Source organism: Cryptosporangium phraense, assembly GCF_006912135.1.
Taxonomy (GTDB): domain Bacteria; phylum Actinomycetota; class Actinomycetes; order Mycobacteriales; family Cryptosporangiaceae; genus Cryptosporangium; species Cryptosporangium phraense.
Genome location: NZ_VIRS01000003.1, coordinates 445,399 through 471,119 on the forward strand (window position 1 = coordinate 445,399; position 25,721 = coordinate 471,119).

The 25,721-nt window shown below is 71.7% G+C and carries 19 protein-coding genes and 1 pseudogene; 9 read left to right on the forward strand and 11 right to left on the reverse strand.

All coding sequences use genetic code 11. The features are described 5' to 3' along the window. Positions 1-11: 11 nt before the first annotated feature. From FL583_RS06915 to FL583_RS06940, 6 genes are all read right to left on the reverse strand, one after another. Positions 12-1,097: an FAD-dependent oxidoreductase gene (locus FL583_RS06915; protein ID WP_142703606.1), complete on the reverse strand. Its 1,086-nt coding sequence runs from the start codon at positions 1,095-1,097 to the stop codon at positions 12-14. Next, positions 1,094-2,731 (reverse strand): dipeptide ABC transporter ATP-binding protein, encoded by a 1,638-nt coding sequence (locus FL583_RS06920; RefSeq protein WP_142703607.1) that lies wholly within the window; start codon positions 2,729-2,731, stop codon positions 1,094-1,096. Before FL583_RS06920 ends, FL583_RS06915 begins: the two co-directional genes overlap by 4 nt. Then, positions 2,728-3,534 (reverse strand): ABC transporter permease, encoded by an 807-nt coding sequence (locus FL583_RS06925; protein ID WP_142703608.1) that lies wholly within the window; start codon positions 3,532-3,534, stop codon positions 2,728-2,730. The genes FL583_RS06920 and FL583_RS06925 overlap by 4 nt, the downstream gene beginning before the upstream one ends. Beyond that, positions 3,531-4,517: an ABC transporter permease gene (locus tag FL583_RS06930; protein WP_170323525.1), complete on the reverse strand. Its 987-nt coding sequence runs from the start codon at positions 4,515-4,517 to the stop codon at positions 3,531-3,533. The genes FL583_RS06925 and FL583_RS06930 overlap by 4 nt, the downstream gene beginning before the upstream one ends. Further along, positions 4,514-6,169 carry an ABC transporter substrate-binding protein gene (locus FL583_RS06935; protein WP_142703609.1) on the reverse strand — a complete coding sequence of 552 codons (1,656 nt, stop codon included), beginning with the start codon at positions 6,167-6,169 and terminating at the stop codon, positions 4,514-4,516. Before FL583_RS06935 ends, FL583_RS06930 begins: the two co-directional genes overlap by 4 nt. 209 nt (positions 6,170-6,378) lie before the next feature. Then, positions 6,379-6,963, reverse strand: coding sequence for a TetR/AcrR family transcriptional regulator (locus FL583_RS06940; RefSeq protein ID WP_142703610.1), 585 nt, complete (start codon positions 6,961-6,963; stop codon positions 6,379-6,381). A 92-nt stretch (positions 6,964-7,055) separates the two neighbouring features. On the opposite strand from FL583_RS06940, the gene FL583_RS06945 reads away from it, so the two are divergent. Genes FL583_RS06945 through FL583_RS06950 form a run of 3 tightly spaced genes read left to right on the forward strand, consistent with a single transcriptional unit; the run spans position 7,056 to position 9,471 of the window. Beyond that, entirely contained in the window at positions 7,056-7,898 is an 843-nt protein-coding gene (locus tag FL583_RS06945) for an enoyl-CoA hydratase/isomerase family protein (protein ID WP_142703611.1), read from the forward strand. Between the two features lie 39 nt (positions 7,899-7,937). Next, a complete protein-coding gene (locus tag FL583_RS42380) occupies positions 7,938-8,063 on the forward strand; it encodes a hypothetical protein (protein ID WP_276611569.1) in 126 nt (41 codons plus the stop codon). A 4-nt stretch (positions 8,064-8,067) separates the two neighbouring features. Beyond that, positions 8,068-9,471, forward strand: coding sequence for an MFS transporter (locus tag FL583_RS06950; RefSeq protein ID WP_142703612.1), 1,404 nt, complete (start codon positions 8,068-8,070; stop codon positions 9,469-9,471). A 188-nt stretch (positions 9,472-9,659) separates the two neighbouring features. Here the strand turns inward: FL583_RS06950 and FL583_RS06955 are convergent, their stop codons facing one another. Then, positions 9,660-9,842 (reverse strand): hypothetical protein, encoded by a 183-nt coding sequence (locus FL583_RS06955; protein WP_142703613.1) that lies wholly within the window; start codon positions 9,840-9,842, stop codon positions 9,660-9,662. A 53-nt stretch (positions 9,843-9,895) separates the two neighbouring features. Continuing rightward, a complete protein-coding gene (locus FL583_RS39985; RefSeq protein WP_170323526.1) occupies positions 9,896-10,033 on the reverse strand; it encodes a hypothetical protein in 138 nt (45 codons plus the stop codon). Between the two features lie 3 nt (positions 10,034-10,036). Here FL583_RS39985 and FL583_RS06960 point away from each other — a divergent pair, with 3 nt between their 5' ends. Then, a complete protein-coding gene (locus tag FL583_RS06960; RefSeq protein WP_142703614.1) occupies positions 10,037-10,267 on the forward strand; it encodes a hypothetical protein in 231 nt (76 codons plus the stop codon). A 281-nt stretch (positions 10,268-10,548) separates the two neighbouring features. On the opposite strand, the gene FL583_RS06965 is transcribed toward FL583_RS06960, so the two are convergent. Then, positions 10,549-11,250 carry a hypothetical protein gene (locus FL583_RS06965; RefSeq protein ID WP_142703615.1) on the reverse strand — a complete coding sequence of 234 codons (702 nt, stop codon included), beginning with the start codon at positions 11,248-11,250 and terminating at the stop codon, positions 10,549-10,551. Between the two features lie 329 nt (positions 11,251-11,579). Between FL583_RS06965 and FL583_RS42840 the strand changes: the two genes are divergently transcribed. Continuing rightward, entirely contained in the window at positions 11,580-14,651 is a 3,072-nt protein-coding gene (locus FL583_RS42840) for an ATP-binding protein (RefSeq protein ID WP_205751898.1), read from the forward strand. Positions 14,652-14,969: 318 nt separating this feature from the next. On the opposite strand, the pseudogene FL583_RS42845 reads toward FL583_RS42840, so the two are convergent. Beyond that, positions 14,970-15,824: pseudogene (locus FL583_RS42845) on the reverse strand (MFS transporter); the annotation flags it as partial. A 247-nt stretch (positions 15,825-16,071) separates the two neighbouring features. On the opposite strand from FL583_RS42845, the gene FL583_RS06980 reads away from it, so the two are divergent. Together FL583_RS06980 and FL583_RS06985 are read left to right on the forward strand one after the other, a co-directional pair. After that, positions 16,072-17,448, forward strand: a complete 1,377-nt coding sequence (locus tag FL583_RS06980; protein ID WP_142703617.1) for an NADP-dependent succinic semialdehyde dehydrogenase — start codon at positions 16,072-16,074, stop codon at positions 17,446-17,448. A 6-nt stretch (positions 17,449-17,454) separates the two neighbouring features. Beyond that, a complete protein-coding gene (locus FL583_RS06985) occupies positions 17,455-18,969 on the forward strand; it encodes an amidase (RefSeq protein ID WP_142703618.1) in 1,515 nt (504 codons plus the stop codon). A gap of 69 nt (positions 18,970-19,038) precedes the next feature. Here the strand turns inward: FL583_RS06985 and FL583_RS06990 are convergent, their stop codons facing one another. Then, positions 19,039-21,348: an AfsR/SARP family transcriptional regulator gene (locus FL583_RS06990; protein WP_142703619.1), complete on the reverse strand. Its 2,310-nt coding sequence runs from the start codon at positions 21,346-21,348 to the stop codon at positions 19,039-19,041. A gap of 216 nt (positions 21,349-21,564) precedes the next feature. On the opposite strand from FL583_RS06990, the gene FL583_RS06995 reads away from it, so the two are divergent. Beyond that, positions 21,565-24,363, forward strand: coding sequence for a helix-turn-helix transcriptional regulator (locus FL583_RS06995; RefSeq protein WP_142703620.1), 2,799 nt, complete (start codon positions 21,565-21,567; stop codon positions 24,361-24,363). A gap of 102 nt (positions 24,364-24,465) precedes the next feature. After that, the coding region (locus FL583_RS07000) for an MMPL family transporter (protein WP_142703621.1) at positions 24,466-25,721 on the forward strand (1,256 nt) is incomplete at its 3' end.

The following is a 25,721-nucleotide window of genomic DNA, read 5'->3' on the forward strand; positions in this document are numbered from 1 at the left end:
ATCCTCCGAGGTCAGCGGACGAAAGCGAAGCGCGGGTCGGGGCGGTCGGCGTCGAGAGCGAGATCGGCCAGCACGCGGCCGAGCGCAGGCAGGAATTTGAATCCATGGCCGGAGAAGCCCGTGGCCACCACCACCGGGCCGGCCCGGTCCAGGACGAAGTTGGCGTCCGGTGTCGTGGTGTACGTGCAGCTGATCGATGTGAAGGCGTCCGGGTCGACTCCGGGCAGCCAGGTGCGGGCGTACTCCCGCAGAGCCGCCAGCTGGACCGGCTCGGGGGCGTAGTCGCGGTGGTCGGGGTCGACCTCCGGCCCGACGCCGTGGAATCCGACCTTGATGCCCTCGCCCGGCGTCGCGAGCCCGTAGATCCCACCGTATTCGCCCCCGATGACGTGCCCGAAGCTCGGCCACGTGTCCCCGGGCCGCGCGGCGGCGAAATGGGCCGGCTGCTCCTGGGTGATGCGCAGCGGTGGTAGCGGCGCCAACTTCCCGACGAGCTTGGCCGCCCAGCCGTTCACCGCGGCCACGACGCGGCGGGCCCGGTGGGTGCCGCTGTCGGTGTGCACCAGGACGGCGTCCTCACCCAGCACCTCGATCGACGTCACCGGGGTCTCGTGCCGGATCAGAGCTCCGGCCGCCGAGGCCGCGGACTGAAGGGCCGCGACCGATCGGTCGGCGTGCAGACGACCGCTGTCCGGATGGAACAGCGCGCGCGTGTCGAAGCGGATCCCCGGCCAGCGGTCGGCCGCTTCGTTCGGCGTCAGCCAGTACCGGGAAACCCCGGCCGCGGCCAGCCCGTCGGCGAGGGCGTCCAGCAGCGGGCTGTTTCCGTGGTCGACACCGCCGGTGATCGTCAGCAAATCGGTGCCGGTGGTCGCCTCCAGCTCACGCCAGAGGTCGCGGGCCTCACGCGCCAGGTCGATATGGACCCGGTCGGGATAGGAGAGGCGGAAGATGCGGGACGCGCCATGCGACGCGCCCTTCGTATGGCCGGAGGCGAACTGCTCGAGCAGCACCACCGACCGGCCCCGGCGGGCCAGCTGCCAGGCTGTGGCCGAGCCGACCCCACCGCCCCCGACCACCACGACATCGACGCTCATCCGGCCACCTCCGACGAAGAGCGGGGACGGACGGACAGTCCGTCCAGCGTGGGCACCGACGCGAGCAGCGTCTTGGTGTACGCGTGCTCGGGGTGGTGGAAGATCCGGTCCACGTCGCCGGACTCCACGATCCGCCCGTCCTTCATCACCAGCACCCGGTCGCTGACGTGGTAGATCACGCCGAGATGGTGGGAGATGAAGACGTACGAGAGGCCGAACTCGGCCTGCAGATCGGCGAGCAGATCGAGCACCTGGGCCTGGATCGACACGTCCAGCGCGGACACCGGCTCGTCGCAGACGAGAACCTGCGGCCGGGGCGCGAGCGCCCGGGCGATCGCGACTCGCTGCCGCTGGCCGCCGGAGAGCTGGGCGGGCCGCCGGCCGAGCACATCCGGGTCGAGTCCGACGTGGTCGAGCAGTTCCCGCACGCGCTGCCGCCGGGCCGCACGGTCGGCTCCGGCCACGACCAGCGGTTCGGCGATGATCCGGTGCACCGGGTAGCGGGGGTCGAACGAGCTGAGCGGATCCTGGTAGACGACCTGGATCCGGCGGCGCAGGTTCCGGTGCGCGCGGGCGTCGAGATCGCTCCAGCGCGCTCCGTCGATCTCGACCGACCCAGCGTCGGGTGTCTCCAGGTCCAGCAGTAGCCGCGCCGCCGTCGTCTTGCCCGAGCCGGACTCGCCGACGATGCCGAGCGTCTCACCCGGGCGCAGCTCGAACGACACGTCGTCGACCGCGGTGAGGACCTGGCGACCGGGCAGGCGGAACGTTTTCCGGAGCCCGCGGGCGGCCAGTACGACGTCCGTCCCGATCTTCGGACGCGGCTGCGCGACGTTCAGCCCGGCCGTCGGGGACAGCCGGGTACCTCGGGCGTGGGCGACCGGCACGGCGGCGAGCAGCGTCTTCGTGTACGGGTGCTGCGGGTCCTCGAGCACCTGCCGGGTCGGGCCCTGCTCGACGAACACGCCGTCCTTCATCACCAGGACGCGGTCAGCGACGCTCAAGACCACGGCCAGGTCGTGGCTGATCAGCAACAGCGCGGTGCCGGCGGCCCGGCGCTGAGCCAGCAGTTGGAGGATCTGCGCCTGCACGGTGACGTCCAACGCCGTGGTCGGCTCGTCGGCGATCAACAGCGCCGGGTCGGCGGCGATCGCCGACGCGATCAAAGCACGCTGTCGAAGGCCGCCGGAGAGCTGGTGCGGGTACTGACCGGCCCGCGCCTCCGGCTCCGGAACGCCGACCTCGCGGAGCAGTTCGACCACCCGCTCGCCGACCGCCGAACGGGCCACGGTCCCGTGCGTCCGCAGCGCCTCGCCGATCTCCGCGCCCACCGTGCGGGCCGCGTCGAGCGAGACCAGCGCGTCCTGCAGGACGAACCCGACCCGCCGTCCGCGGATCCGCCGCCACTTGCCCTCGGGTAGCCGGCGCGCGTCGGTCCCGTCGATCCGCAGACGCTCCGCACGCATCGTCGCTCCCCGGCCGGCCAGGCCGATCAGGCTGCGCGCGGTGACGCTCTTGCCCGAGCCCGATTCGCCGACGATCGCGACGCTCTGTCCGGCGTCGATCGTGAAGCTCACCCCGCGGACGGCGTGGACCGCGCCGAACCGGACGTGCAGGTCCTCGACCTCGATCATCGCGGAGCCCGTCCCTCGAGCCGCAGTTGCAGGGACTGCCCGGCGACCGTGATCGCCAGGACCGACGCGGTGATCGCCAGGCCCGGGAAGATCGCCGGCCACCACGCGACCGTGAAGTAGTCGCGGCTGCTGGAGAGCATCGCGCCCCATTCGGCGGTCGGCGCCTGCGGACCGAGGCCGAGGAAGCTCAGCGCGGAGCCGATGCTGATCGCCGTACCGACGCCGATCGTCGCCAGGACCAGCACCGGCCCCAGTGCGTTCGGGACCAGGTGCCGGAGCACGACCTGAGGACGGGACCAGCCGAGCGTCCGGGCCGCCTCGAGATGGACGGCGCCGCGGAGGCGGATCACCTCGCCGCGGACGACCCGGGCGTACCCGGGTGTGGTGACCAATGCGACGCCGAGGATCGTCTGGCCCGTGCCGGCGCCGAGAACGGCGATGACCAGGAACACCAGCAGCAGGCCGGGGATCGACAGCAGGATGTCGAGCAGCCGGTTCACGACCGCGTTGGCGGCGCGGCCGCCCTGCGCGGCGAGCACCCCGATGAGCGTGCCCGCGACCAGCGCGAGGGCTGAGGCGGCCACGCCGAGCAGCAGCGACAGACGGGCGCCGGTGATCACCCGGGCGTAGAGGTCCCGGCCGTTCTGATCGGTGCCGAACCAGTGCTGCCCGCTCGGCGGGGCGAGCGTCTGCTGGATGTCGGCGGCGTTCGGGTCGGTCGAGCTGAACAGGTGGGGCCAGATCGCCGCCAGGACCAGCCCACCGAGAAACACGACGCTCAGCACGGTTCCGGGCCGCTTCACCGCTCCACCGCCCCGGGCTCGCGCAGCCGCGGGTCGATCAGCGGATACAGAACGTCGACGAGGAGGTTGACGACGATGTAGACGACGGCCGCGACCAGCACGATCGCGGAGACCGTCGGGAAGTCGCGCTGGCCGATCGCGGACGTCGTCAGCCGGCCGAGCCCTTGCCGGGAGAAGACGTTCTCGACCACCACCGCACCGCTGACGAACGCGCCGAACAACCAGCCGGTCAGCGTCACGACCGGCAGGATCGCGTGGCGCAACGCGTGCCGCACCAGCACCACCGCGGGCCGCAGGCCACGTGCCCGGGCGGTGACGATGAACGGCTCGTCCAGTACCCGCTCCAAGCCTTGCCGCAGCACCTGGCTGAGCATCGCCGCCGGCGCGAGGCCCAGCGAGATCGCCGGCAGCACCAGGCCGTCGAGGCCGCTCGCGCCGATCGCCGGGAACCAGTGCAACTGGAACGAGAACACGGTGAGCAGCAGGATGCCGAGCCAGAACGAGGGCACCGCGAGGCTCACCACCTCGGCGGTGACCGCCGGACCGCGGAGCCACCGCGGACGATTGGCCGTGGCGACCGCGACCACGATTGCCAGCACCAGCGCGAAGAGGATCGCGGCCAGCATCAGGACGAACGTCGAGGAGGCCTGCTGCCCGATCAGCGTGGAGACCGGCATCCCCTGGCTGTAGGAGCGGCCGAGATCGCCGTGGAGCAACCGCCCCAGGTAGCCGGCGTACTGGGTGGTCAGCGGCTGGTCCAACGCGTAGTCCGACACGATCCGGGCCCGGATCGCCGGCGTCACCTGGGTCGTCCCGAGGACGGCGTCCACGATGTCGCCCGGGATGGAGTGCAGCGCGACGAACGTCAGCGTGATCGCGCCCCAGACCACGAGAACCGCCGAGCCGGTACGGCGCAGCAGCGCGAGCGCCGCCGCGCGGGCGGGAGCGGCGGCGCTCGTGCGGACCGCGAGGGTGACGGTCACGCCCGCTTCCAGGCGTCGTAGAAGGTCGGGAAGGCCTGCGGCTCGAACTGGATCCCCTGCACCCGGGTGCTCGACCCGAGTAGGTAGTTGAAGACGTACACCGGGAAGACCGCGACCGCGTCGGTGACCCTTCGCTGCGCGTCGCCGTAGAGCTCGGCCTGCTTCGAGAGGTCGGTCGTCGCGAGCGCATCCCGGAAGGCCTTGTCGACCTGGGGGTCGTTCAGCTGCGACAGGTTCGTGCCGAACCCGCCCTGCGGGCGGTTCTCCGACCCGAACAGCGTCCGGAGCGCGTCCGGTGAGGACCGCTGCCAACTGAAGTCCGCGAGGTCGTACTTCCCTTCGCCGACGTCCTTGAGGTACGCGTTGACGTCGGGGTTCGGGCTCCTGACCTCGATGCCGAGCTGCTTGGCGGCCGCCTGGATCTGGTCGGAGAGCGTGTCGCGCTGCTCCCGGGCGAACGTCTTCAGGAACGGGTGGTCGACGACCAGCCGGGTGCCGTTCCTGGTGCGGTACCCGGCGCTGTCGCGTCCCGTCCAACCGGCCTCGTCGAGCAGTTTCTTCGCTGCGTCGGCGTCGTAGGAGTACGCGCTCTCGATCGTCTTGTCGTAGCCGACCGTGGCCGGTGACAGTGGGCCCTTGGCCGGCGGGAACTGCCCGAAGTACAGCTTGCTGACGATCGTCTGCCAGTCGATGCCGGTCAGGAACGCCTTCCGGACCTTGATGTCGGCGAAGACACCCTTGGCCGTGTTGGGGTAGTAGTTGTAGTTGCCGCCCGGAGCGGCGGCGGTCTGCACCTGGAATCCTGGCGTGCTCTCGAGCTGCTTGACGTTGACCGGCGGGACGCTGGCGATCGCGTCGAGCTGGCCGCTGGTCAGAGCGCCGAATCGGGACGCGTCCTCGGGGACGACCTTGATCGACAGCGTGTCCAGATAGGCCGCGCCGGTGTGCTTGGCGGTGCCCGGACCCCAGCGGTAATCCGGGTTCTTGGCGTATTCGATGCCCTTGCCCTTGACGTAACCGCCACTGCTGGTGAAAGGGCCGGAGCCGACGATGTGCGTGCAGAGGTCCGCGGCCGGCTTCTTCAGCGTCGACGGGGCCTCGATGCCCAGGTAGGCCGAGGCGAGCGTCGGCAGGAAAGCGGAGTTCGGCGACTTGAACTTCACCCTGACGTGGGTGGGGTCGGTCACCGTCGTTCCGGCATAGGTGGCGATCGTGCCCGCGGCCAGCTGGGACTTCGTGGCCGGATCGACGATGTGGTCGAGGTTCGCCTTCACTGCGGCGCCGTCGAACTTCTCGCCGTTACTGAACGTGACGTCGCTCCGTAGCGTGAAGGAGTACGTCAGCTGGTCCGGCGAGACCGCCCATTCGGTGGCCAGCCACGGGTGGATCGTGCCGTCGGCGCTCAGCGACACGAGCGAGTCCAGAATGGGACGCGCGTACAGTCCGTCCACGTCGGCCGGGCTCTGGTGCGGGTCCAGGCAGGCGCCGTCGGTGTTGGTCGCGAAGGTGAGGGAACCACCGCTGACCGGCTTCCCTGGATCGGACGAGGACGAGGTGCCGTCGCCGCCCGAGCAGGCCGAGACGGCGAGGACCGACACGGCGACGGCGGCGCCGACGGCTCTGCGGCGCAGGGGGACGCGTGGCGTAGGCATGAGGGGATGTCGCTCCTTGCGGGACGGGAAGGCAGGGGGAGGCGATCGCCGAGGGGGAACAAGAGAAGGTCGCTGCGGGCCCGGAGCGTGGGGTCCTCCCACGCTGGGCAGCGCCGATGAGACGACGATAAGCGGCGTCGCCGTGTATGTCTACTAAATCGATAGGATTAGGCGGCTAGGCGAAAGCTCCTGAGTGGATGGCGCTGTGGCTACGGTCCGATGCCGTCGGCCTCGGTGGCGGCGTGAACGCTCGTGCCGTGCAGCAGGATCTTCACGAATCGGTCCAGGGGCGCATCCGGGTGCAGCCGGGCCGCCCAGGCCATTCCGTTGACCGCGGCCAGGAGTTCGTCGGAGGTCAGGTCGGCACGTACCGCCCCGTGCTGTTGGGCTCGCCGCAGCAGTTCGGTGGTCGCCGAGCGGAACTCCACGCACGATCGGTGCAACGTCGAGCCGGGATCATGGAGCGCCGCGGCGACCGAGTTGGGCAGGCCGTCATAACGGACCAGCGCGACGGCGAGTGTGCGTATCCAGTCGGCGAAGGCCGCCGCCGGGTCGGGCGCGGTGAGCAGTTCCGCGCCACGAGCGGACAGCCGGGCGAAAGACTGACCCACGAGCGCTTCCAGCAGCACCTCACGAGTGGGGAAGTGCCGGTAGAAGGTCGCGATGCCGACCCCGGCCCGGCGGGAGATCTCGCGCAGGGACGCGTCGGTCCCGTGCTCGGCGAAGATCGCCTCGGCCGCGGCCAGCAGTCGGTCGTGAGTCCGCCGTCCATCCACTCTGGTCGGCTCGTTCATCGGGTCGCCCTTTACCTAAGCGAAGCGCTGCTCCTATTATCCGGAGCACTGCTTCTGTTGGCTCGCTAGGGTAGCTGGAACGAGGAGGCACTGTGCCCAGAGAACTCGATGAATGGCACGCCCAGGTCGGCGGTTACGTCCCGCGACCGCAGCTGGACGACTACGCCCGCAAGTACGCCGACTACTTCGCGATGCAACGCCGCGACGGGATCCTCGAGCTGCGGATGCATACCGGAGGGGGCCCGGCCCGGTTCGACTTCGCGGTGCACAACGCGTGGGCGCAGGCCTGGCAGGAGATCGGCAACGACCCGGACAACGAGGTGCTGATCCTCACCGGCACCGGGGACCAGTGGCTCGGCACGCCCGAATCAACCGCGGCCGACCCCGCGGACTCGGCGAAGCCGCTCCTGAACGGTGAGCGTCCGATCGGCTTCGGCTACGAGCACACCTACTACGACGCCACCAAATTAGTGGAGAACTTCGTCTTCGCGATCGACATCCCGACGATCGCCGCGATCAACGGACCCAGTCTCGCGCACACCGAGTTCGCGTTGCTCTGCGACATCACGCTGGCCACTGAGACGGCGACCATCGTCGATCCGCACCTGCTGGTCGGCGCCGCACCCGGAGATGGGCAGCAACTCACACTGCAGGAGCTGATCGGGACCAAGCGGGCCGCCTATCACCTTTACACCGGCAAACCCATCGGCGCCCGCCAGGCGCTCGAACTCGGCCTGGTCAACGAGATCGTGGCCGGCGACCAGCTGCTGCCCAGGGCGTGGGAACTGGCCGAGGGCGTCATGCGCGCACCCCGGACGGCCCGCCGGCTGACCCACGCCATCGCCCAGCGGCCCTGGAAGCGCCGCCTGGTCCAGGACCTCGGCTTCGGCCTGGCCCATCAGTTGTACGGCATGCACGCCGACCGACTGGCGTAGCCTTGTCTCTCCCGAGGCGGGCAACCTACTATCCCTATCGTGCATATAGGTAATTGCCCACTGTCGGTGCGAGAACTGACCAGCCGGATCGTCGCCGGCGCTCGCCTCGACGTCGCCGACGTCGTCCTCGTCGACAAGGGCTGCTGCGCCTCCGAGGAGGCTTAGTCCGGTGGGGAGCCGGCGCAGCCTGCTCGCCTGCTGCGCCGGCGCCGGGTTCGCCACGCTGCTGGATCAGGCGGTCGTCAACTACGCGGTCCCCTCGCTCGGCACCGGGCTGGATGCGCCGGTCAGCGGTGTGCAATGGTTCCTCTCCGTCTACTCGCTGACGTTCGGGCTGGGCCTGGTGCCCGGTGGTCGGCTCGGTGACGCGCTGGGCCGCCGCCCCCTGTTCGTCCTCGGGCTGGCGGTGTTCATGGCCGGTGCGCTGGCCTCGGCGGCCGCGCCGGGCATCTGGTGGGCGGTGGCCGCCCGGGCCGGGCAGGGGCTGGGCGCGGGCCTGATCAGCGCGCAGGTGCTGGGCGTCATCCAGGACCACTTCACCGGCCTGCCGCGGATCCGCGCGCTGGCGGCCTACAGTGCCGCCGGAGCGGCCGCAGCGGTGGTCGGGCCATTGGGTGCCGGCCTGATCCTGGCCGTGGCCCCGCAGGGCGCGGGCTGGCGGCTGCTGCTGGCGCTGAACCTGCCGTTCACGCTGGCGACCTTGCTGCTCACGCTGCGCTCGGTGCCGCGGCAACCGCGCACCGGGCGGCGGGTGCACCTCGATCTGCCGGCGATTCTCCTGGTCGGAGGGCTCGTCCTGCTGGTGACGACGCCGGTCATCGACCCCGGCATCGAAGGCCCCGAATTGTGGACCATCGTTGCTCTCTGCGGCTTGTTGGCGGTCGGCACCGGCCTCTGGGAGTACCGGTACGCGGCGCGCGGGCGGACGCCGCTGTTCGTTCCCGCGCTGATGACGTCCCGCGGGTTCGTGGTCGGCAACATGGTCGCGCTGCTGTGGTTCGGCGGCCTGGTGTCGTTCTCCACCGCGCTGACGATCTACCTGCTGCAGGGCGTCGGCTGGAGTCCGTTGGCGGTGGCGGCAGTCCTGATCCCGAGTGCACTGGCGCGGATTGCCGCCTCCTCGGTCAGCTCACAGATCTATGCCCGGTTCGGCGGGCACACCCTCCCGCTTGCGCTGACGATCCAAGCCGCTGGCCTGCTCCTCCTGGCCGGAGCCAGCACGGCGTGGAACGGTGGGGCATTCGTCGCCGCGGTCGTCGGCCTCGAACTGGTGATCGGGTTGGCGTCGGCGGTACTCGAGCCCCCGTTGCGAGCGATCACCCTCGGCTTCGCGCCGCCGATCCACCACGGCGTCGCGGCCGCCTTTCTCCAGCTGACCCAACGGCTCTCCGCGACCTTCTGCGTGGCCCTGGTGACCGGGACGATGCTCGCCACCGATCTGCGCACCGTGACCGCCGGCGGCCTGCGGCGCGGGTTTCTGATCTGCTTCGCGCTGCTCGCCGCCGCGAGCGTCCTGTCGTTCAGCCGCGCATTGATCCGAACGTCCCCACCACTCGTGGCGGTTTCCCGGTAGGGGCCGAGGGTTTCGTCGGTAGCGGAGGTCCCGGCCAACTCGAAGATGCCGCTGGCTATCTGTGGCGCTAGTTCTTGGGCCAAGGCCTTGGCCCCGGCGACGGCGAGGGAGGCAGCGGCGAGGGCTGCGTCGATCAGGCGGGTACCGCGTTCGAGCAGGGCCTCCAGTGCGTGCAGACGGGTGGTGAGTTAGCCGAAGCGACGCTGGACGTGGGGCTCGTCGGCGGCGGCGTCCAGTCCGGACTCGAACCAGGGGCGGCTGCGTTGGCGGACGAATGCGGCGCCGTCCTCCAGCGCGGCACGGGCTATGCCGATGTCGATCGCGGCGTGCAGGGCCTGGTCGTAGGCGCCGAGGACGAGCGGTGGGAACACCTCTGGCGGTGGGCCCTCCGGCAACACCAGTGCGGCCGGGACCCGGACGTCTTTCAGTCGGACGGTGCCGCTGAACGAGGCTCGCTGCGCTCGACGGTGGCGTTGCCGAGCCGGCCACCGGCCAGGACGTCCGCGTAGAGGCGGGGTGCGGGTTGCGTCGGGCCGAGGCCGGTGATGGCCTGCTGGAGCACGAAGTGTGCCAGGAGTTGCTGGGCGACGGCGGAGTCGGCGCGGGCCAGGATCCGCAGCGCCTCGACGACGGTCGAGGCGGGCAGGGCCGGGCCGCCGAACGACGCGGGGACGGCGATGCCGAGCAGCCCGCCGGCCCCGATCGCGGCGACAGTTGGCGGGCGACCCGGAGGGCGTCGGCCGAAGAGGTCAGCAGCGGTGGCGTCAGCACGGTCGTCATCGGGCCGGTCCGATGAACTCGTCGTCCCGGGTGACCGTGGGCGGCAGTTCCCGGCCGGTACGAGTGAGCGTCTCCGAGAGCAGATCGAAGTCGGCGGCGCGAGCGGTCAGCCGCAGCGGGGAGGTGGTGACCGGCCTGGTTCCTCTACCTGCGCCGGTACCGGCCCGAGGTGGCGCGGCGGATCGGCTCCATCCAGACCCTCTCGGAGGCCGAGCAGGCGCGCTTGGCCGAGTTGGGCATCCAACTCGTAGCTCGAAGCCCCCGGCCGTCCTCCGTCCACCGGCGGTTGGGAATGCTTCAGTCGTCGTCGCGATCCTTGAACTCGAGTGGGATGAGCAGCGGATCCGGATGGCGGGCCGCCCGGTACCGGCGGATCGTCAGTATCACCGCTCCGGCGATCACGAGCGCAGCCAAGGCGCCGGCCAGCCACCACGGCCACACGCGCGCGGTGTGCCCGCTGACGACGACCAGCGCTCCCTCGCCCGGTACTGACGTGACGTTCCGCAGCGTGAGCACGGTGTCGTCATGCTCCAGCACGTCGTTGTGCGAGCGGAAGTCCTCCAGATCGGTGTACGTCCCGCCGTTCCCGTCGATCAGCCGGGCCGAGCCGTCGGGCTTCTGCACGACGTACACCGTCACGAGTTCGAGAGAGCCGTCGCGGTGCTTGACCAGCAGCGAGCGACCCAGAATCGGCGAATCGGCGCCCGCGAAGTCCGCCGCCGCCCGGTCGACCGACCCGCTGGGCTCGCAAGAATCGTCGCCGCAGTCGAACGTGCGCATCAGAGCACCGGCCACCTGGTCGGGCGTGCCCATGGACGCGAAGTTGGCCAGCCGGTCCGCGCTGGAACCGCCGCCGTCGGGGAAGCGATCGTGGCGGACATCGGTGGTCCGCGCGTACTCGCCGAAGAGGTCGCCCGGCGACAGGGACGGCTCGCCGGTGCCGCATCCACCGATCGACGCCACGACCGCGAGCATCACGACCAAGAGAATTCGCCGCATCATCGTCGCGCCTCCGGAGTGGAAGGCGCCCAGGGTGCTGCGCCGCGCTACACACCCTCTACACGCGGCCTGATCTCCAATCCCGGAACGCATCGAGCTTCGCGCGGTCATCCGGCGGTGACGATGATGGCCGTAGGTGCGGTGACCGCGATCGGAGCCCTTCAAGGAGCACCCTCCGGTCCCGTCCTCCCGCGGGCGGTAAACTCCGGGCGCGGCCCGGCTCCGGCGTCGGCCCCTGCGAGCGGCAAGCGGTGCGGGACGCCCGGCCGGTCAATCGTTGGCACTACTGCTTGGGGTCGATGGCCGATGGACAACCTGCTCGGCCCGCGGTGACCGTTGCGTTACGTCTGCTGATCCTCGGTCCGCTGCAGCTGTGGCGAGACGCTTCCGCGGTCGATCCCGGCCCCTCGCAGCAGGCCGCGCTCCTCGCGATCCTGCTGGCTCGCGCCGAGAAGCCGATCAGCACCAGCGAACTGGTCGACCTGATCTGGGACGAGAACCCGCCGGCCAGCGCGGCCAACATCGTCCAGAAGCACGTCGGTAGCCTGCGCCGCTTGCTCGAGCCCGCGCTCGCGCCGCGCGAGCCCGGCTCGTACCTGTACGCCCGGAGCGGCGGCTACCTCTTCCGGGCGCCGCCCGACGCCCTCGACCTGCACACGTTCCGCCGACTGACCGCGGAGGCCCGGGCGACCCTCGCGCGTGACGATCGCCCGGCCGCGCTCGACCAGTACGCGCGTGCGCTCTCGCTCTGGCGGGGTCCGGCCGGCCAGGGCCTCGTCCGCGGGCCGGCCACACGGAAGTGCTTCGCCGCGTTGGACGACGAGTTCTTCGATGCCTGCGCGACCGCGGCCGACCTCGCGATGTCGCTGGGATCGGTGGAACGGATTCGGCCCCGGCTGCGCCTGGCCGCGTCGATGGCGTCCTCGGACCGGCCCGTGCCGGGTGAAGTGGCCGCCGCGTTGGCCGGGGCGGACGGCCCGTACCGGACGGTCGCGCGACTTCCGCCCGTCCGTCGGCGGCCCGCCCCCGCGCTGGAGACCGATTCCGACGTGCGACTCCCGGTCGCTCAGCCGCCGGCACGGCCCGCTGGGGAAACCAGCCTAGTCGGCCGCCGTGGCGAACTGGCCGCGCTACGGCGGATCTGGACCGCTGGCCTCGCCGGTGGCACCGGGCTGGCCCTCGTGGAAGGCGAGCCCGGCGCGGGCAAGACCCGGTTGTTGACCGAGGCGTCCGAGGAGGCCGGCCGGCAGGGCGCGCTGGTGGTCTGGGGCCGCTGCCCGGACAGCGAGGGAACGCCGTCGATGTGGCCCTGGATGCAGGCCGTCGGTGCGATCCTCGACGCGCTGCCGTCGGCCGCGCAGGAACAGTGGCGCTCCGGAGACCTGGCCGGCCTCCTCGGATCGTCCGAGGACACGATCCGCGGCCTGCCCGACGAGAGCACACGATTCCGGCTGTTCGAGAGCATCGTCGGGGTGGTTCGCGAGGCCTCCGCCCGGCGGCCGACGGTGCTGGTCATCGACGACCTCCATTGGGCCGACGCCGCCTCGCTGCGTCTGTTCAGCCACCTGACGGCGCGGTTGCCCAGCGGTTCGGTGGTCTTCGGCGCCCTACGGGACCGGGTGCCCGACCCCGGCCCGGATCTGTCCCGCATGCTCGCCGCCGTCTCCCGGTTGCCCGGTCACCGGCGTCTGCCGGTGAAGCCGCTCGACCGGGCCGAGGTCGCGGAGCTTCTCCTGATCGAAACCGGCACCGACTCGGCCCCCGAACTCGTCGATGCCGTGCACGGTCGTACCGCCGGGAATCCGTTCTTCGTCCAGGAGCTGGCCCGGTCCCTCGCCCACGTCGAGACCGGCCGGACCGCAGTGCCGGAGTCCGTCCGGGACGTCGTCGGCGACCGCATCGGCGGCCTCAGCGGTGACACCCTCGATCTGCTGTACGTCGCCGCGCTCATCGGCCGCGACGTGGACCTGGGTCTGCTCGCGGCGGCCGTCGACACCGACGTGGCCACCTGTCTCGAGCGGATCGAACCGCTGTACGCACTGTCCCTGGTGGAGCTCCGTCCGATGGACCCGTACTCCGTTCGCTTCGCTCACGACCTCGTCCGCGAGGCCGTAGCGGCGATGCCGCTGCGGACCGCTGAGCTGCACCTGTCGATCGCGGACGCGATCCAGCGCGACGGGTCCCGGGGCGGACCGGCCGCGGCCGATCGCCTCGCCCATCACCTGTGGTCGGCCGGACCCCTCGCCGACCCGGCGCGTACGGCCGAGGCGTTGCTCGGCGCCGGACGCCGGGCGCTGACGAGGTCCGACTTCGAGACGGCCGAGCAGCACCTCCGATCGGCGACCCAGGTGGCCCGGACGGCCGGGCTCACCGAGCTGGAGCTTTCGATCCTGACCCTCGTCACCAACGTCCGCCGGAGGATCGGCGACTACCGCACCGAGACGCTCGACCTGATGGAGCGAGCCGAGGAGCTGGCGCTCGGCCTCGGCCGGGAGGCTGAGGCCACCGACTTCCTGTACGCCCGGATGATCGGCGCATCGCTGACCGCTCGACCTGACACCCATGAACTGGCCCGACGGTTGCGCGATCGCGGCCTCGCCTCGGGAGACCCGGTGACCCGCGCCTACGGTTCGGAGGCCTGGGGCCTGTACCAGTGGGACCGCGGCGAGCTCGGCGACGCGTACGAACAGCTCAGCCAGGTCGACCGAACTGTATTTCCGGCCCTCGACGAGAACCCGTTACGCCGTGATCTCCAGTTGCACGCCCGGCTGATCCTGGCCGTCGTGACCGCGTTGCACGGGGATCTCCCGGCGGCGCGGACGCTGTTGCACGAGCTGGACGTCGCGGCCGGGGAGGACGCGTACGCCGTCTCCTCCTGGGCCTATTACGCGGGAACCATCGCCGAGATGGCGGACGATCCGGCTCTGGCGGCGCGGGCGATCGAGCGGTGGACGGTCGTCGACCCCGAGCGCCTCTTCCGGCACGTCGAGAACTACCTGCGGCTCACCCGCTGCTGGGTCCGGGCGATGACCGGTGACGATGCGGGCCGGGCCGCATCGGAAGCGGAAGAGATCTTCCGCGCGACCCTACTCGCCCCGTCGCGCTGGGGCATCGAGCTCTACGCGGCCCTGATCTGCGACATGTGGCTCGCGGCCGGCCGGCCGGACCGGGCCACCACCGCCCTCGCCTACGCCGAGCGGGCGCCCGTCGACTACGCCGATCACTCCGTCCGGAGCCTGCTCGTGCTGTCGCGCGCGCGTCTGCTGCGCGCCCGCGGTGAACCCTCTGACGTCGTCCGAGCGGTCGCCGAGCGTGCTCGGGCGCTCGCCGCCGAGCAGGAGGCGCATCTGTTCGCCGGACGCGCCGAACGTTTCCTGGCCGAGGTCGTCGCCGCTGAGTGATGAGCGGACCGCCCGGCCCCCGAACGCGACCAGCGAGACCAACAGACCGGTCACGCCGATCCCGGCGAACGCCCAGGTCGCCGACGACCGATCGACGAGCAGGCCGGCGAGCGGGGTCCCGGCCGCGAGCCCGGCCGTCAATGCCCCGTGTTGCCAGCCCAGGGCCTCGCCGCGGACCGCGGCCGGGGCCCAGCGACTGACCCCGTCGACCGCCGCCGTGATCGTCGGCGCATAGAGTGCGCCGGCCGGGAGGATCAGCAGGATGAGCAACCACCAATGGTCGCCACCCAGGCCCAAGGGGATCGTCACCGCCGCCATCGGGACGAAGAGCAGCAACGGCATCCACCTCCGGCGAGCCAGGCCGTAGACGAAGCCGCCGAGCATGGAGTAGACCGACCAGGCGCTGAGGACGACGCCGGTCCAGGCCGCGTCGTCGGAGGCGTTCAGCGCGGCCACCACCGCGACGCTCGTGCCGTTCACGACCAGGCCGGCCGCGGCGGTCACGGCCAGTATCGCGACCAGGCTCGGCCCCAGCCACCGACGCCGTGGGACGCGCGCGGCCCGGTCGGCCGGGAGATCCTCGCCTTCGGCTCGGACCGGGGGATTCAACCGCAGGAGGCCGAGCCCGGCCGCGAGGATGCCGGTACCCACGGCGCACATCCCGGTCCGCGTGCCCGCCGTCGTACAGACGAGGACGCCGAGGCTGGGACCGGCGATGAAGCTCAGCTCGGTGGCGATCGAGTCCAACGCGAAGGCGGAGACGCGATGCGACGCGGGTACGAGCGCGGCGATCGCCTGACGGGTCACGACGACCACGGGCAAGGCCAGGAAACCGGCGATCAGCGAGGCCACCAGCAATGCTGGATACGGCGCGAAGGCGGCCCCGAACCAGAACGAGACCTCGGCGGCGGTGGTGAGTACCACCACCGGCCTCAGCCCTCGACGGTCGATGATGCGACCCAGCACCGGTCCGGACGCCGCCCCGCCGATGGTGAAGGCCGCGCCGACGGCACCGGCCGCGAAATAGCCTCGACCGAGGCCGTTCACCACGTGCAGGGTCAGCGTCACCGCGCCGGCCGCGATCGGCACACGGGCCAGCACGGCGACCGTGAGCAGCGGCTTGGTCCCGCGGAGAGCGAGCGTCTCCCGATAGGCACTGAGCATCACGACCATGAGTAACACCGGAGAAGAGCCGGCGCCACCGTCGGGCTGGTGAGTCCGCAGCCGGACGAACGAGCCCGGAGGAGTGGCCACTGGCCGGGCCCCGGAACGAGCCCGTCCCACCTGGATCAGCCGGTGCACAGGGCAGTGGCCAGTCGACCGGCTTGGCTGACCGGACTGGTCTCTCCCACCTCACTCCGGCGATGGAGGCTCGGCTCGGTCGCAGCGGTGCACCGGACACGGGAACGGAGTTCTGACCATGCCGATCGCAACGATCAATCCGGCTACCGGAGAGACCGTGGAGCAGTTCGCCCCGTACGACAGCGCGGAGATCGAACGCCGGATCTCCGAAGCCGCGGATGCCGCCGCGACGCTTCGAACGACGACGTTCGGGCAGCGTGCGGCGTGGATGAACGCGGCCGCCGATTCGATCGAGGCCGACCGCGACCACCTCGCGCGGAGTCTGACTCTGGAAATGGGCAAGCCCATCGGTCAGGCCCGTAGCGAGGTCGACAAATGCGCTCACGCCATGCGCTTCTACGCCCGCGAGGCCGAGGTGTTCCTCGCCGGCGAGCTGCTGGACGACCCCGGCTCGGTCGGCGCCACCACGGCCTGGACGATCTGGCAGCCCCTCGGTGTGGTCCTCGCCGTCATGCCGTGGAACCTGCCCCTGTGGCAGGTGATGCGGTTCGCCGCCCCCGCGCTCATGGCGAGCAACGCCGGGCTGCTCAAGCACGCGTCGAACGTTCCCCGGGCCGCGCTCTACCTGGACACTCTGTTCGAGCGGGGCGGGTTCCCGACGGGCTCCTTCCGGGCGCTGCTGGTCGGTTCGTCGGCGATTCCGGCGGTGATCGCCGACGAGCGGGTGAAGGCCGTGACGCTGACCGGTTCCGAACCCGCGGGTCGCTCGGTGGCGTCCACGGCGGGGCAGCAGATCAAGAAGACGGTGCTCGAGCTGGGCGGGTCCGATCCGTTCATCGTGATGCCGAGCGCGGATCTCGACGCCGCCTCGACCGTCGCGGTGCGAGCCCGGGTCCAGAACAACGGGCAGTCGTGCATCGCCGCCAAACGCTTCGTCGTGCATACGGACGTCTACGACGAGTTCGTCGGGCTGTTCGTCGAGAAGATGAACAAGCTGGTGGTCGGCGACCCGATGGACGAAGCGACCGACGTCGGACCACTGGCGACGGAGGCCGGCCGGCACGACATCGCGGCGCTGGTGGACGACGCGGTCGACAAGGGCGCCGAGGTCCTGGCCGGCGGTCGAGCCCTGCCCGGGCCGGGGTGGTTCTACCCACCGACCGTGCTGTCCGGCCTCACCGCCGACATGCGGATCGTCTCCGAGGAGGCGTTCGGCCCGGTCGCCGCGGTCTACCGGGTGGCCGACCGCGAGGAGGCGGTCCGGGTCGCCAATCAGACCTCGTTCGGTCTGAGCTCGGCCGTCTGGTCGGGCGACGCCGAGGAACAGGACTGGTTCGTCCACGCCATCGACGCCGGGGCGGTGTTCCTGAACGGCATGTCCGCGTCCCACGCGGAGCTGCCGTTCGGGGGAGTGAAGCACTCCGGCTACGGCCGGGAGCTGGCGAGCTCGGGGATCCGCGCCTTCTGCAATCTCAAAGCCGTCTGGAGGGCGTGAGCTCGGATGCCGATCGACCTGCCTTCGTCCGAGGTCCTCCGCGACACCGCCGGCGCGCTCGGCGTCGAACTCTCGAAGGCGGACGCGGAGGCCTACGGCGAGTTCGTCCGGGCCGACCTCGACGCCTACGCCTGGGTCGACGCGGCCTGGCCCCGGTACGCCCCGGTTCGTCCGGAGCGGGCCTGGACGGTACCGGACGACAACGCGTACGGAGCGTGGGTCGCCCGGGCCGACCTGCCCGGTGCCGACGAGGGCCCGCTCGCCGGGACGCGGATCGCGGTCAAGAACAACATCATGGTGGCGGGCCTTCCGTTCACCGACGGGTCGCCGATTCTGGCGGGGCATCTCGCCGACGATGACGCCACCGTCGTCCGTCGCGTGCTGGACGCCGGTGCCAGGATCGTCGGCGTCAGCGCCTGTGAGGATCTGTGCCTGTCCGGCGGCAGCCACACGGGGGCCTCCGGTCCGGTGCGCAACCCGTGGGACCGGACGCGGAGCACCGGCGGGTCGAGTTCCGGCAACGCCGCTCTTCTGGCCGCCGGTGAGGTCGATCTGGCGCTCGGCGGCGATGACGGCGGATCGTTACGCATACCGGCTTCGTGGTGCGGCGTCGTCGGACTCAAGCCCACGCACGGGCTGGTGCCCTGCACGGGATCGGCGGGGATCGACCCGCTCCACGACCACCTCGGACCGATGGGCGGCTCGGTGACCGGCGTGGCCCGGCTGCTCTCGGTGATCGCCGGCCCCGACGGTCTGGATCCGCGGCAGCGCGACGTGCCGCCGGTTCCCGACTACCTGACCGACCTCGACGTGGGCGCCGCGGACCTGCGGATCGGTCTGCTCAGCGAGGGTTTCGGGCAGGCCGGTGGCGAGGCGGCCGTCGACGATGCGGTGCGGTCCGCGATCAGCTCGATCGGCGCCGACGTCGTCGACATCTCGGTGCCCGAGCACCGCACCCTCGCGATCGCACTCTGGACGGTGATCGGCAGCACCGGCTCGGCCTGGACGATGCTGACGGGCAACGGCGTCGGCCCGAGCTACGGCGGCCGGTCGAGCCCGGCGCTGATCGAGGCGTTCGCCGAGGGGCGCCGCGAACGCCTCGGCCGGGTCGCGCCGAGCGCGCTCCGGACGCTGTTGACCGGGGCGTACACCTCCGGCCCGGCGGGCGCGGCACACTACGCCAAGGCCCAGAACCTGGTGCCGGTGCTGCGGGCGGCCTACGACCGCGCGCTGACCGACGTCGATCTGCTCTGCCTGCCCACCACCGGTATGCGGGCCCGGCCGCTGCCGCCTCCGGACGCCCCGATCGCCGAGAGCATCCGGGCCGGCATGGAGATGCTCGCGAACACCGCACCGTTCGACACGTCCGGCCACCCGGCGATCAGCGTCCCGGCCGGAGTCGTGGACGGGCTGCCGGTCGGCTTGATGCTGGTCGGCCGCCACTTCCGGGACGCGGTGGTGCTGCGGGCCGCCCGGGCGCTGGAAGTCGCCGCCGGCGGGTTCCCGCCGGCGCCTCGCTGATCGGCTTCGATCCGGTGCCGATCGAGACGGCCGACCCGCCGGGGGGCTTCCTCCGGCGTCAGCGGAGCGTCACGCGCCCTCTCCCGCACGGCACGTCCGGCGCGCGTCGGCCAGGCTCCGCCGGACGTGGGCCTCGCCGATGCGGTCGCCGCTGCTCCGGGCCGCGCGGAGGCAGACCGTCATGATCTCCTCCCAGTCGTCGACGCGGCCGCACGACCGCAGCGACGGCCCCAGCGCGAGCGCGAGTTGCCAGGGCGTGACCTGGGCCTCGGCCTCGGCTGCGAGGCGCACGGCCAGACGCAACACCTCGCGGTGAGCTTCCAGCCATCGCACCGCCTCGGCGTACGAGCGCGGTCTCTCCGCGATCACGCCGGGCGGCGGGCCGGCGCTGACGTCCGGAGCGGACGGCGGTGCCAGCAGCGCACCGACGAGATGGCAACTGTGCAGGTAATGCCGCAGAAGCCGGGTGACGGCGGCGTCGCGGCACGCGTCGGTCCCGGTGGCCAGGAGCAATTCCTCGCCGTAGGCCTTCGCCAGCACGTGGGCGGAGTAGAGGCCTCGGTCGCACTCGTCGATCAGTCCCGCGTCGACGAGCTCGGAAAGCAGCTGTCCGGTCACCGGCAGGGATCGGGCGCCGAGGCTCGCGCACGCGGCCACGGTGATCCCGGTGGCCGGCGTCGCGGAGAACAACCGGAACAGCCGCGCGGCCTCCGGGCTCAGCGACTGGTACGACCAGGCGAACGCGCTGCGCGGGTCGATGAGCCCGTCGCCGGTGGGGAACGCGCGCAGCGGGCCGGACCGCAACTCGGCGGCCACGGCCTCCAGCGAGAGCCGCGGCCGGGCGCTCAACCGGCCAGCCAGCGCCGCCAGCGCGAGGGGCAGACGTCCGCAGAGTTCGACGATCTCGTCGAGGGTCGCGGTATCCTTCGGCGCGTTCGTGCCCGCCCGATCCGGCGATCGATCGAGGCGACGCCGGATCAACTCCCGGGCCGACGTCCGATCCGGTAGGTCGACGTGCATCAGGTGGGCGCCGTCGAGCACGGCCAGGCCGATGAGCGGCGCCCGGCTGGTGACCAGCACCAGGCAGTGCGCCGAGCTGGGGATGAGGGGACGCACCTGCGCCGCGTCGGTGGCGTCGTTCAGCAGGACCAGGACCCGTTTCCCGGCGGTGAGGGTGCGGTACAGGCCGACCCTGGCGTCGAGTGCGGCCGGGATCTCCGGCTCCGGAACGCCGAGCGAGCAGAGCAGTCCGTGGAGCGCTCGGTCCGGGGAGAGGCGGTCGCCCCGAGCGGTGGGGTCCGTCAGATCGAGGTACAGCTGGCCGTCCGGAAACTCGTCGGCGACCTGGTGGGCGAAACGGGCGGCCAGCGCCGACTTGCCCACCCCGCCCGGGCCGGCCAGCGCGATCACCGTCCGTCCGGTGGCCAGCAGGTCGGAGAGTATCGTCAGCTCGGCCGACCGGCCCACGAACGTCGGCAGGTCCGGGGGGAGCTGGGCGACCGGCGGAATCGCGGCCGTCCGCCGGACGTCGAACGGAGCCGGGGGAGCGATCGGCGTCGCCGCAGCGGTCTGGTCGAGAACCCGTCGCTGCGCCTCCTGGAGCACCCGTCCGGGGTCGATGCCGAGATCTTCGGCGAGGCGCGTGCGGACCCCGCGGAACACCGAGAGGGCCTCGGCCTGCTGCCCGTCGGCCGCCAACGCGGTGACGAGGCCGGCTTGCACCGGCTCGTGCAGCGGCGCCATCCCGGCGGCCATCCGGAGGGACGACAGGACCCGGCCCGGTTGGCCCAGGGCGATCGCGAGCTCGGCCGCGGCGGCGCACGCGTCGTAGAACTCCCCGTCCAGTGCCGTGGCGATCGACGACGCGGCCGTGCCGCCGACCAGAGCGTCCGAGGTCGAACCGTGCCACAGCCGCAACGCATCGACGTACCGGTCGAGGGCGTCCGCCCGGTGGCCGGCGGCCCGGCTCACGTCGGCCGTGCGGATCAGAGCGCGGAAGGCGGTCAGGTCCAGCCGGCTCGCGCCGGCCGCCAACAGATAGCCGTTGCCCCGGCGGAGCAGGTAGGAGCCGGTTCCGCGCGGTGGTAGCGAGGGCTCCAGTAGCCGCCGGAGCGCACCGATGTACTTGTGGACCACGTTGAGCGCGCTGCTGGGAGCGTCGTCCTCCCAGATCAGATCGATCAGGTCGGCGGTGCTCACCAGCCGGCCCTCGCGGGCGAGGAGCAGGGCCAGCAGGTACGACTGCTGAGGCGGCCCGATCTCGAGCTCCGTGCCGTCCCGCCACAGCCGTAGCGACCCGAGGATCTGGAAACGCAGGCCGCGGTCGTTCGTCGGCCGGGCCGCGCCGCCGGCCCGCAGGGGGCTCACCGTTGCCGACACATTCGCCTCCCTTGAACGACGCTGGGTGCGGCAATACTCGTAGGCGTCCGGGCGCCGCGGGAATCGCTTGCCGCCGAGACCAGCCACCGTGAACACCTTCACTGGCCGGTGGTTGCGCGGCGACCGGTCGACTATCCGGGCCCGTTCAGTGCGACTGAAGTGACGACGTCAGTGCGGCAGCAGCGATCGTTCAGTGGAGTCGTCCAGATTGTTTCCATGGCGATCAGACCGAAGGCGGCCGAGACCGTGGACGTGCTGGTCGGGCGCACCGACGAATGCCGTGTCCTCGACGAGCTGGTCGACGCGGTCCGCGACGGACGGGGCCGCGCGACCGTGCTTCGCGGCGAGCCGGGGATCGGGAAGAGCGCTCTGCTCCACTACCTCGGGGAACGCGCCGACGACCTGCAGCTGCTCCGGGCAACGGGCACCGAGGCGGAGGCGGAGCTGCCGTTCGCCGGACTGCACCAGATGCTCGGGTCGATGGTGGCGCTCATCGACGATCTCCCGGTGCCGCAGCGGAATGCCCTCCGGGTCGCGTTCGGCGTGGAGCCCGGCGGCCCGCCGGATCGGTACGCGGTCGGGCTCGGTGTCCTCAACCTGCTCAACCGGCTCGCGGTCGAGCGACCGGTGCTCTGCCTCGTCGACGACGAGCAGTGGCTGGACCGGTCGACCGTCCTGGCCCTGTCGTTCGTGGCCCGGCGTTCGACGACGGCCGCGGTGGGCTTCGTGTTCGCGTCCCGGCGCGACGCTCTCGAACTCCAGGGACTGCCGACCCTCACCGTCCCGGCGCTGTCGGACCGCCATGCCCGCGTCCTGCTGGACTCGGTACTGGCCGGGCCACTCGATCCGAGCGTCCGCGACCAGATCGTCAGCGAGACCCGCGGTAACCCGCTGGCCCTGCTCGAACTTCCCCGCGGCGTCGGCCCCGCGGCGCTGGCCGGTGGCTTCCGGTTTCCCGGGGTGATGCCACTGCCCCAGGGGATCGAGCTCGGTTATCAGCGGAGCTTGGAGGCGCTCCCGGAGACGTCCCGGCAGTTCCTCCTGCTGGCGGCGACCGACCCGGTCGGTGACCCGACGACGCTCTGGTCGGCGGCGTCCCGTCTCGGCCTCGGGCCGGAGGCGGCGACGCCGGCGGTCGCCTCCGGGCTGGTCACGGTCGGTGCCCGGGTCGAGTTCAGCCACCCGCTGGCGCGTACCGCGGTCTACCGCTCGGCCGACCTCGTCGAGCGCCGGGTCGTCCACGAGGCGTTGGCGGCGGTCACCGATCCGGGCTCGGATCCGGACCGGCGCGCCTGGCACCGGGCCCACGCCGTCGCCGGACCGGACGACGAAGCGGCCGACGACCTCGAGCGTTCGGCCGATCGCGCGCGATCCCGCGGCGGTCTGGCCGCCGCGGCGGCCTTCCTGGAGCAGGCCGCGACCCTCACCACCGACACCGGCGATCGGATCCGCCGGCTGATCGCCGCGGCCGAGGCGATGCGTGACTCGGGTTCGCTCGACTCCGCGCTGGTCCTGCTGGAAACGGCGGGCCTCCGGTCACTCGCCGACGAGCACGCGGCCCGCATCATGCGGATCCGCGGGCTGATCATGCTCGAGCAGCACCGGCACGTCGAGGCGGTCGAGTTGTTGCTGGGCGCCGCGACCAGATTCGGCGAGCGCAACCCCGTCGAGGCCACCGAGACCATGCTCGAGGTGCTGCTGGCGGCGATCTGGGACGCCCAGCCGGCCGACCTGCCGTCCGACCGGGTCCTGGAGGCGGTGGCCGCCACCCTGCGGCGGAGCAGCGATCCGCCGACCCTCACCGAGCTGCTGCTCCACGGTCTCCACGTGCGGATCAACGAGGGCTTCGTGGCCGCCGCGCCCTTGCTCCGGCGCGGGGTGGACGCGCTGGTGGCGGCCGCGCCGTCGGATCGCTGGTCCGGTTTCGGCGCGTTCCGGCTGATGCTGATGCTGCCGGAGGAACTGTGCGACGAGGAGGCGTGGGGGGCCCTCGTCCTGCGGCAGGTGGCGGCGTGCCGGCGTGACGGTGCGCTCGGCGTGCTGCCGTCCGCGTTGAGCTTCGCGTCGTTCTACCGGATCTACGAGGGCGACTTCTTCGCCGCGGAGTCGATGATCGACGAGGCGAACGCGCGCGCGGTGATGACGCCCGGCCGGTCGAACCGTCACTCCGAGGTCATCGTCTCCGCCTGGCGCGGAGACGAGTTCGTCACCCGGAAGCTCACCGGCGAGATGCGTCGGTTGATCGCCGCCGGGCGAGGGGCCCACGGCCTCTGCGCCGACTACGCCGACGCGGTCCTGGCCAACGGACTCGGACAGTTCGACGTCGCGCTCGACGCGGCGAAGCGGGTCTTCGTGGCGGATCAGCTCCCACTCGGATCGGCGGTGGCGACCGAGCTCATGGATGCGGCCTCCCGGGCCGGTGCCCTCGAGGAGCTCCGCGCGGTCGGGAACTGGCTGGCCGAGCGGGTCGCGGTGCTGCCGAGCTCCTGGCTCACCGGCCTGCACGAGCGGAGCCTGGCTCTGCTCACCGACGACGACGCCGCCGAGAGCCACTACGTGGCGTCGATCGAAGCGCTCAGCCGGACGCGGGGCCGGCTCGAGGTCGCGCGTGCGCAGCTGCTGTTCGGGGAGTGGCTACGTCGCCGGGGCCGCCGGGGGGATGCCCGCCGGCATCTGCGGGAGGCGCACCGGGGGTTCGAGGCGCTCGGCGCCCAGGGATTCGCGCGCCGGGCCGCGCGTGAACTGCAGGCGACCGGCGACGCCACCGTCCGGATCACCGAGCGGCGACCCGCCGCGCTGACGGCGCAGGAGGCGCAGATCGCGGCGCTGGCCGGCGACGGGTTGACGAACCCGGAGATCGGCGCCCGGCTGTTCATCAGCCGCCGCACGGTGCAGTACCACCTGCGGAAGGTCTTCATGAAGCTCGGTATCACCTCGCGCGCGCAGCTCCCACAGGCTCTGCCCGGCCGCGGCGCCGGGGACGCCTCGGAACCGGGAGCCGCGTCCGCGTCGTAGCGGTTGGTCCCCGCCGGGAACGGCTGGCCAGTGGCGGATGCGGAGCCGGCCGGCCGCGCCGAATCCTGGTCGGGACCTGCCGACTATCTCTGGGGGACGATCATGCTCGACCGGCTGGGACGGGCGATGTTCCGCCACCGGTGGTGGGCCGTGGCCGCCGCGGTGGCCGTCATCGCGGTTGGTGGCGCCTGGGGCACACAGATCTTCGGAGCGGTGGTCACGGGCGGGTTCGACGACCCGTCCAGCGAGAGCTCCCGCGCGACCGCCAGGGCGGACGCCGAGCTCGGGCGGGACGACGCGGACGTGGTCGTCCTCTACCGCAGCCACACGGCGACGGTGGACGACCCGTCGTTCGCGTCGGCGGTGAACGGCACGCTGGCGAAGCTGCCCGGCGGTGCCGTGGTGCGGTCGGCCACCTACTGGAACACGCAGAGCCCGGCCCTGGTCGGCCTCGACCGGCGCGAGACCTATGTGGCCCTCACGCTGAGCGGCGACGATCAGGCCCGACGCATCGAGCGGCTGGATGAACTGCGCGACGACCTCGACGCTCCCGGCCTCGAGACGCGGATCGGCGGTACCACGGCGGTCAGCCGGGACATCAACGACCGGGTCGCGGCGGACATCGCCCGCGCGGAGACGCTGTCGATGCCGGTGCTGCTGGTCCTGCTCGTGATCATCTTCGGCAGCCTGGCGGCGGCGAGTCTGCCGTTGGCGGTGGGTGGTCTGGCGATTCTGGGGGCGTTCACCGCGCTGCGTGGTCTGAGTTACGTGACCGACGTTTCGGTGTTCTCGGTGAACGTGGTCACGATCCTCGGGCTGGGTCTGGCGATCGACTACGGGTTGTTCATGGTCGGGCGGTTCCGTGAGGAGCTGTCCGGTGGTCTGTCCACGGAAGACGCCGTGGCTCGGACGATGGCCACGGCGGGCCGGACGGTTGCCTTCTCCGGCGTGACCGTGGCGCTCTCGCTCTCCGGACTGCTGCTCTTTCCTCTGACGTTCCTCCGGTCGATGGGGTTCGGCGGCCTGGCGGCCGTGCTGATCGCGGTGGCGTCGGCGTTGACCGTGTTGCCGGCGTTGCTGAGCATCCTCGGCCCGCGGATCGACGCGTTCCCGGTCCGTCGCACGAGGACGTCGGCGACCGGGCACGGGTTCTGGTACCGCCTGGCGCACAGCATCATGCGTCGTCCGGTGGTGTATGCGGTCGGTGTGCTGGCGGTGTTGTTGCTGGCCGGGGCGCCGTTCCTGCGGGTGGAGTTCGGGGGGATCGATGCGCGGGCGTTGCCGTCGGGGACCGAGAGCCGGGTGGTGTCGGAGACCCTGGATCGGGATTTCGTGCGGAACGGTCAGTCGCCGATCAA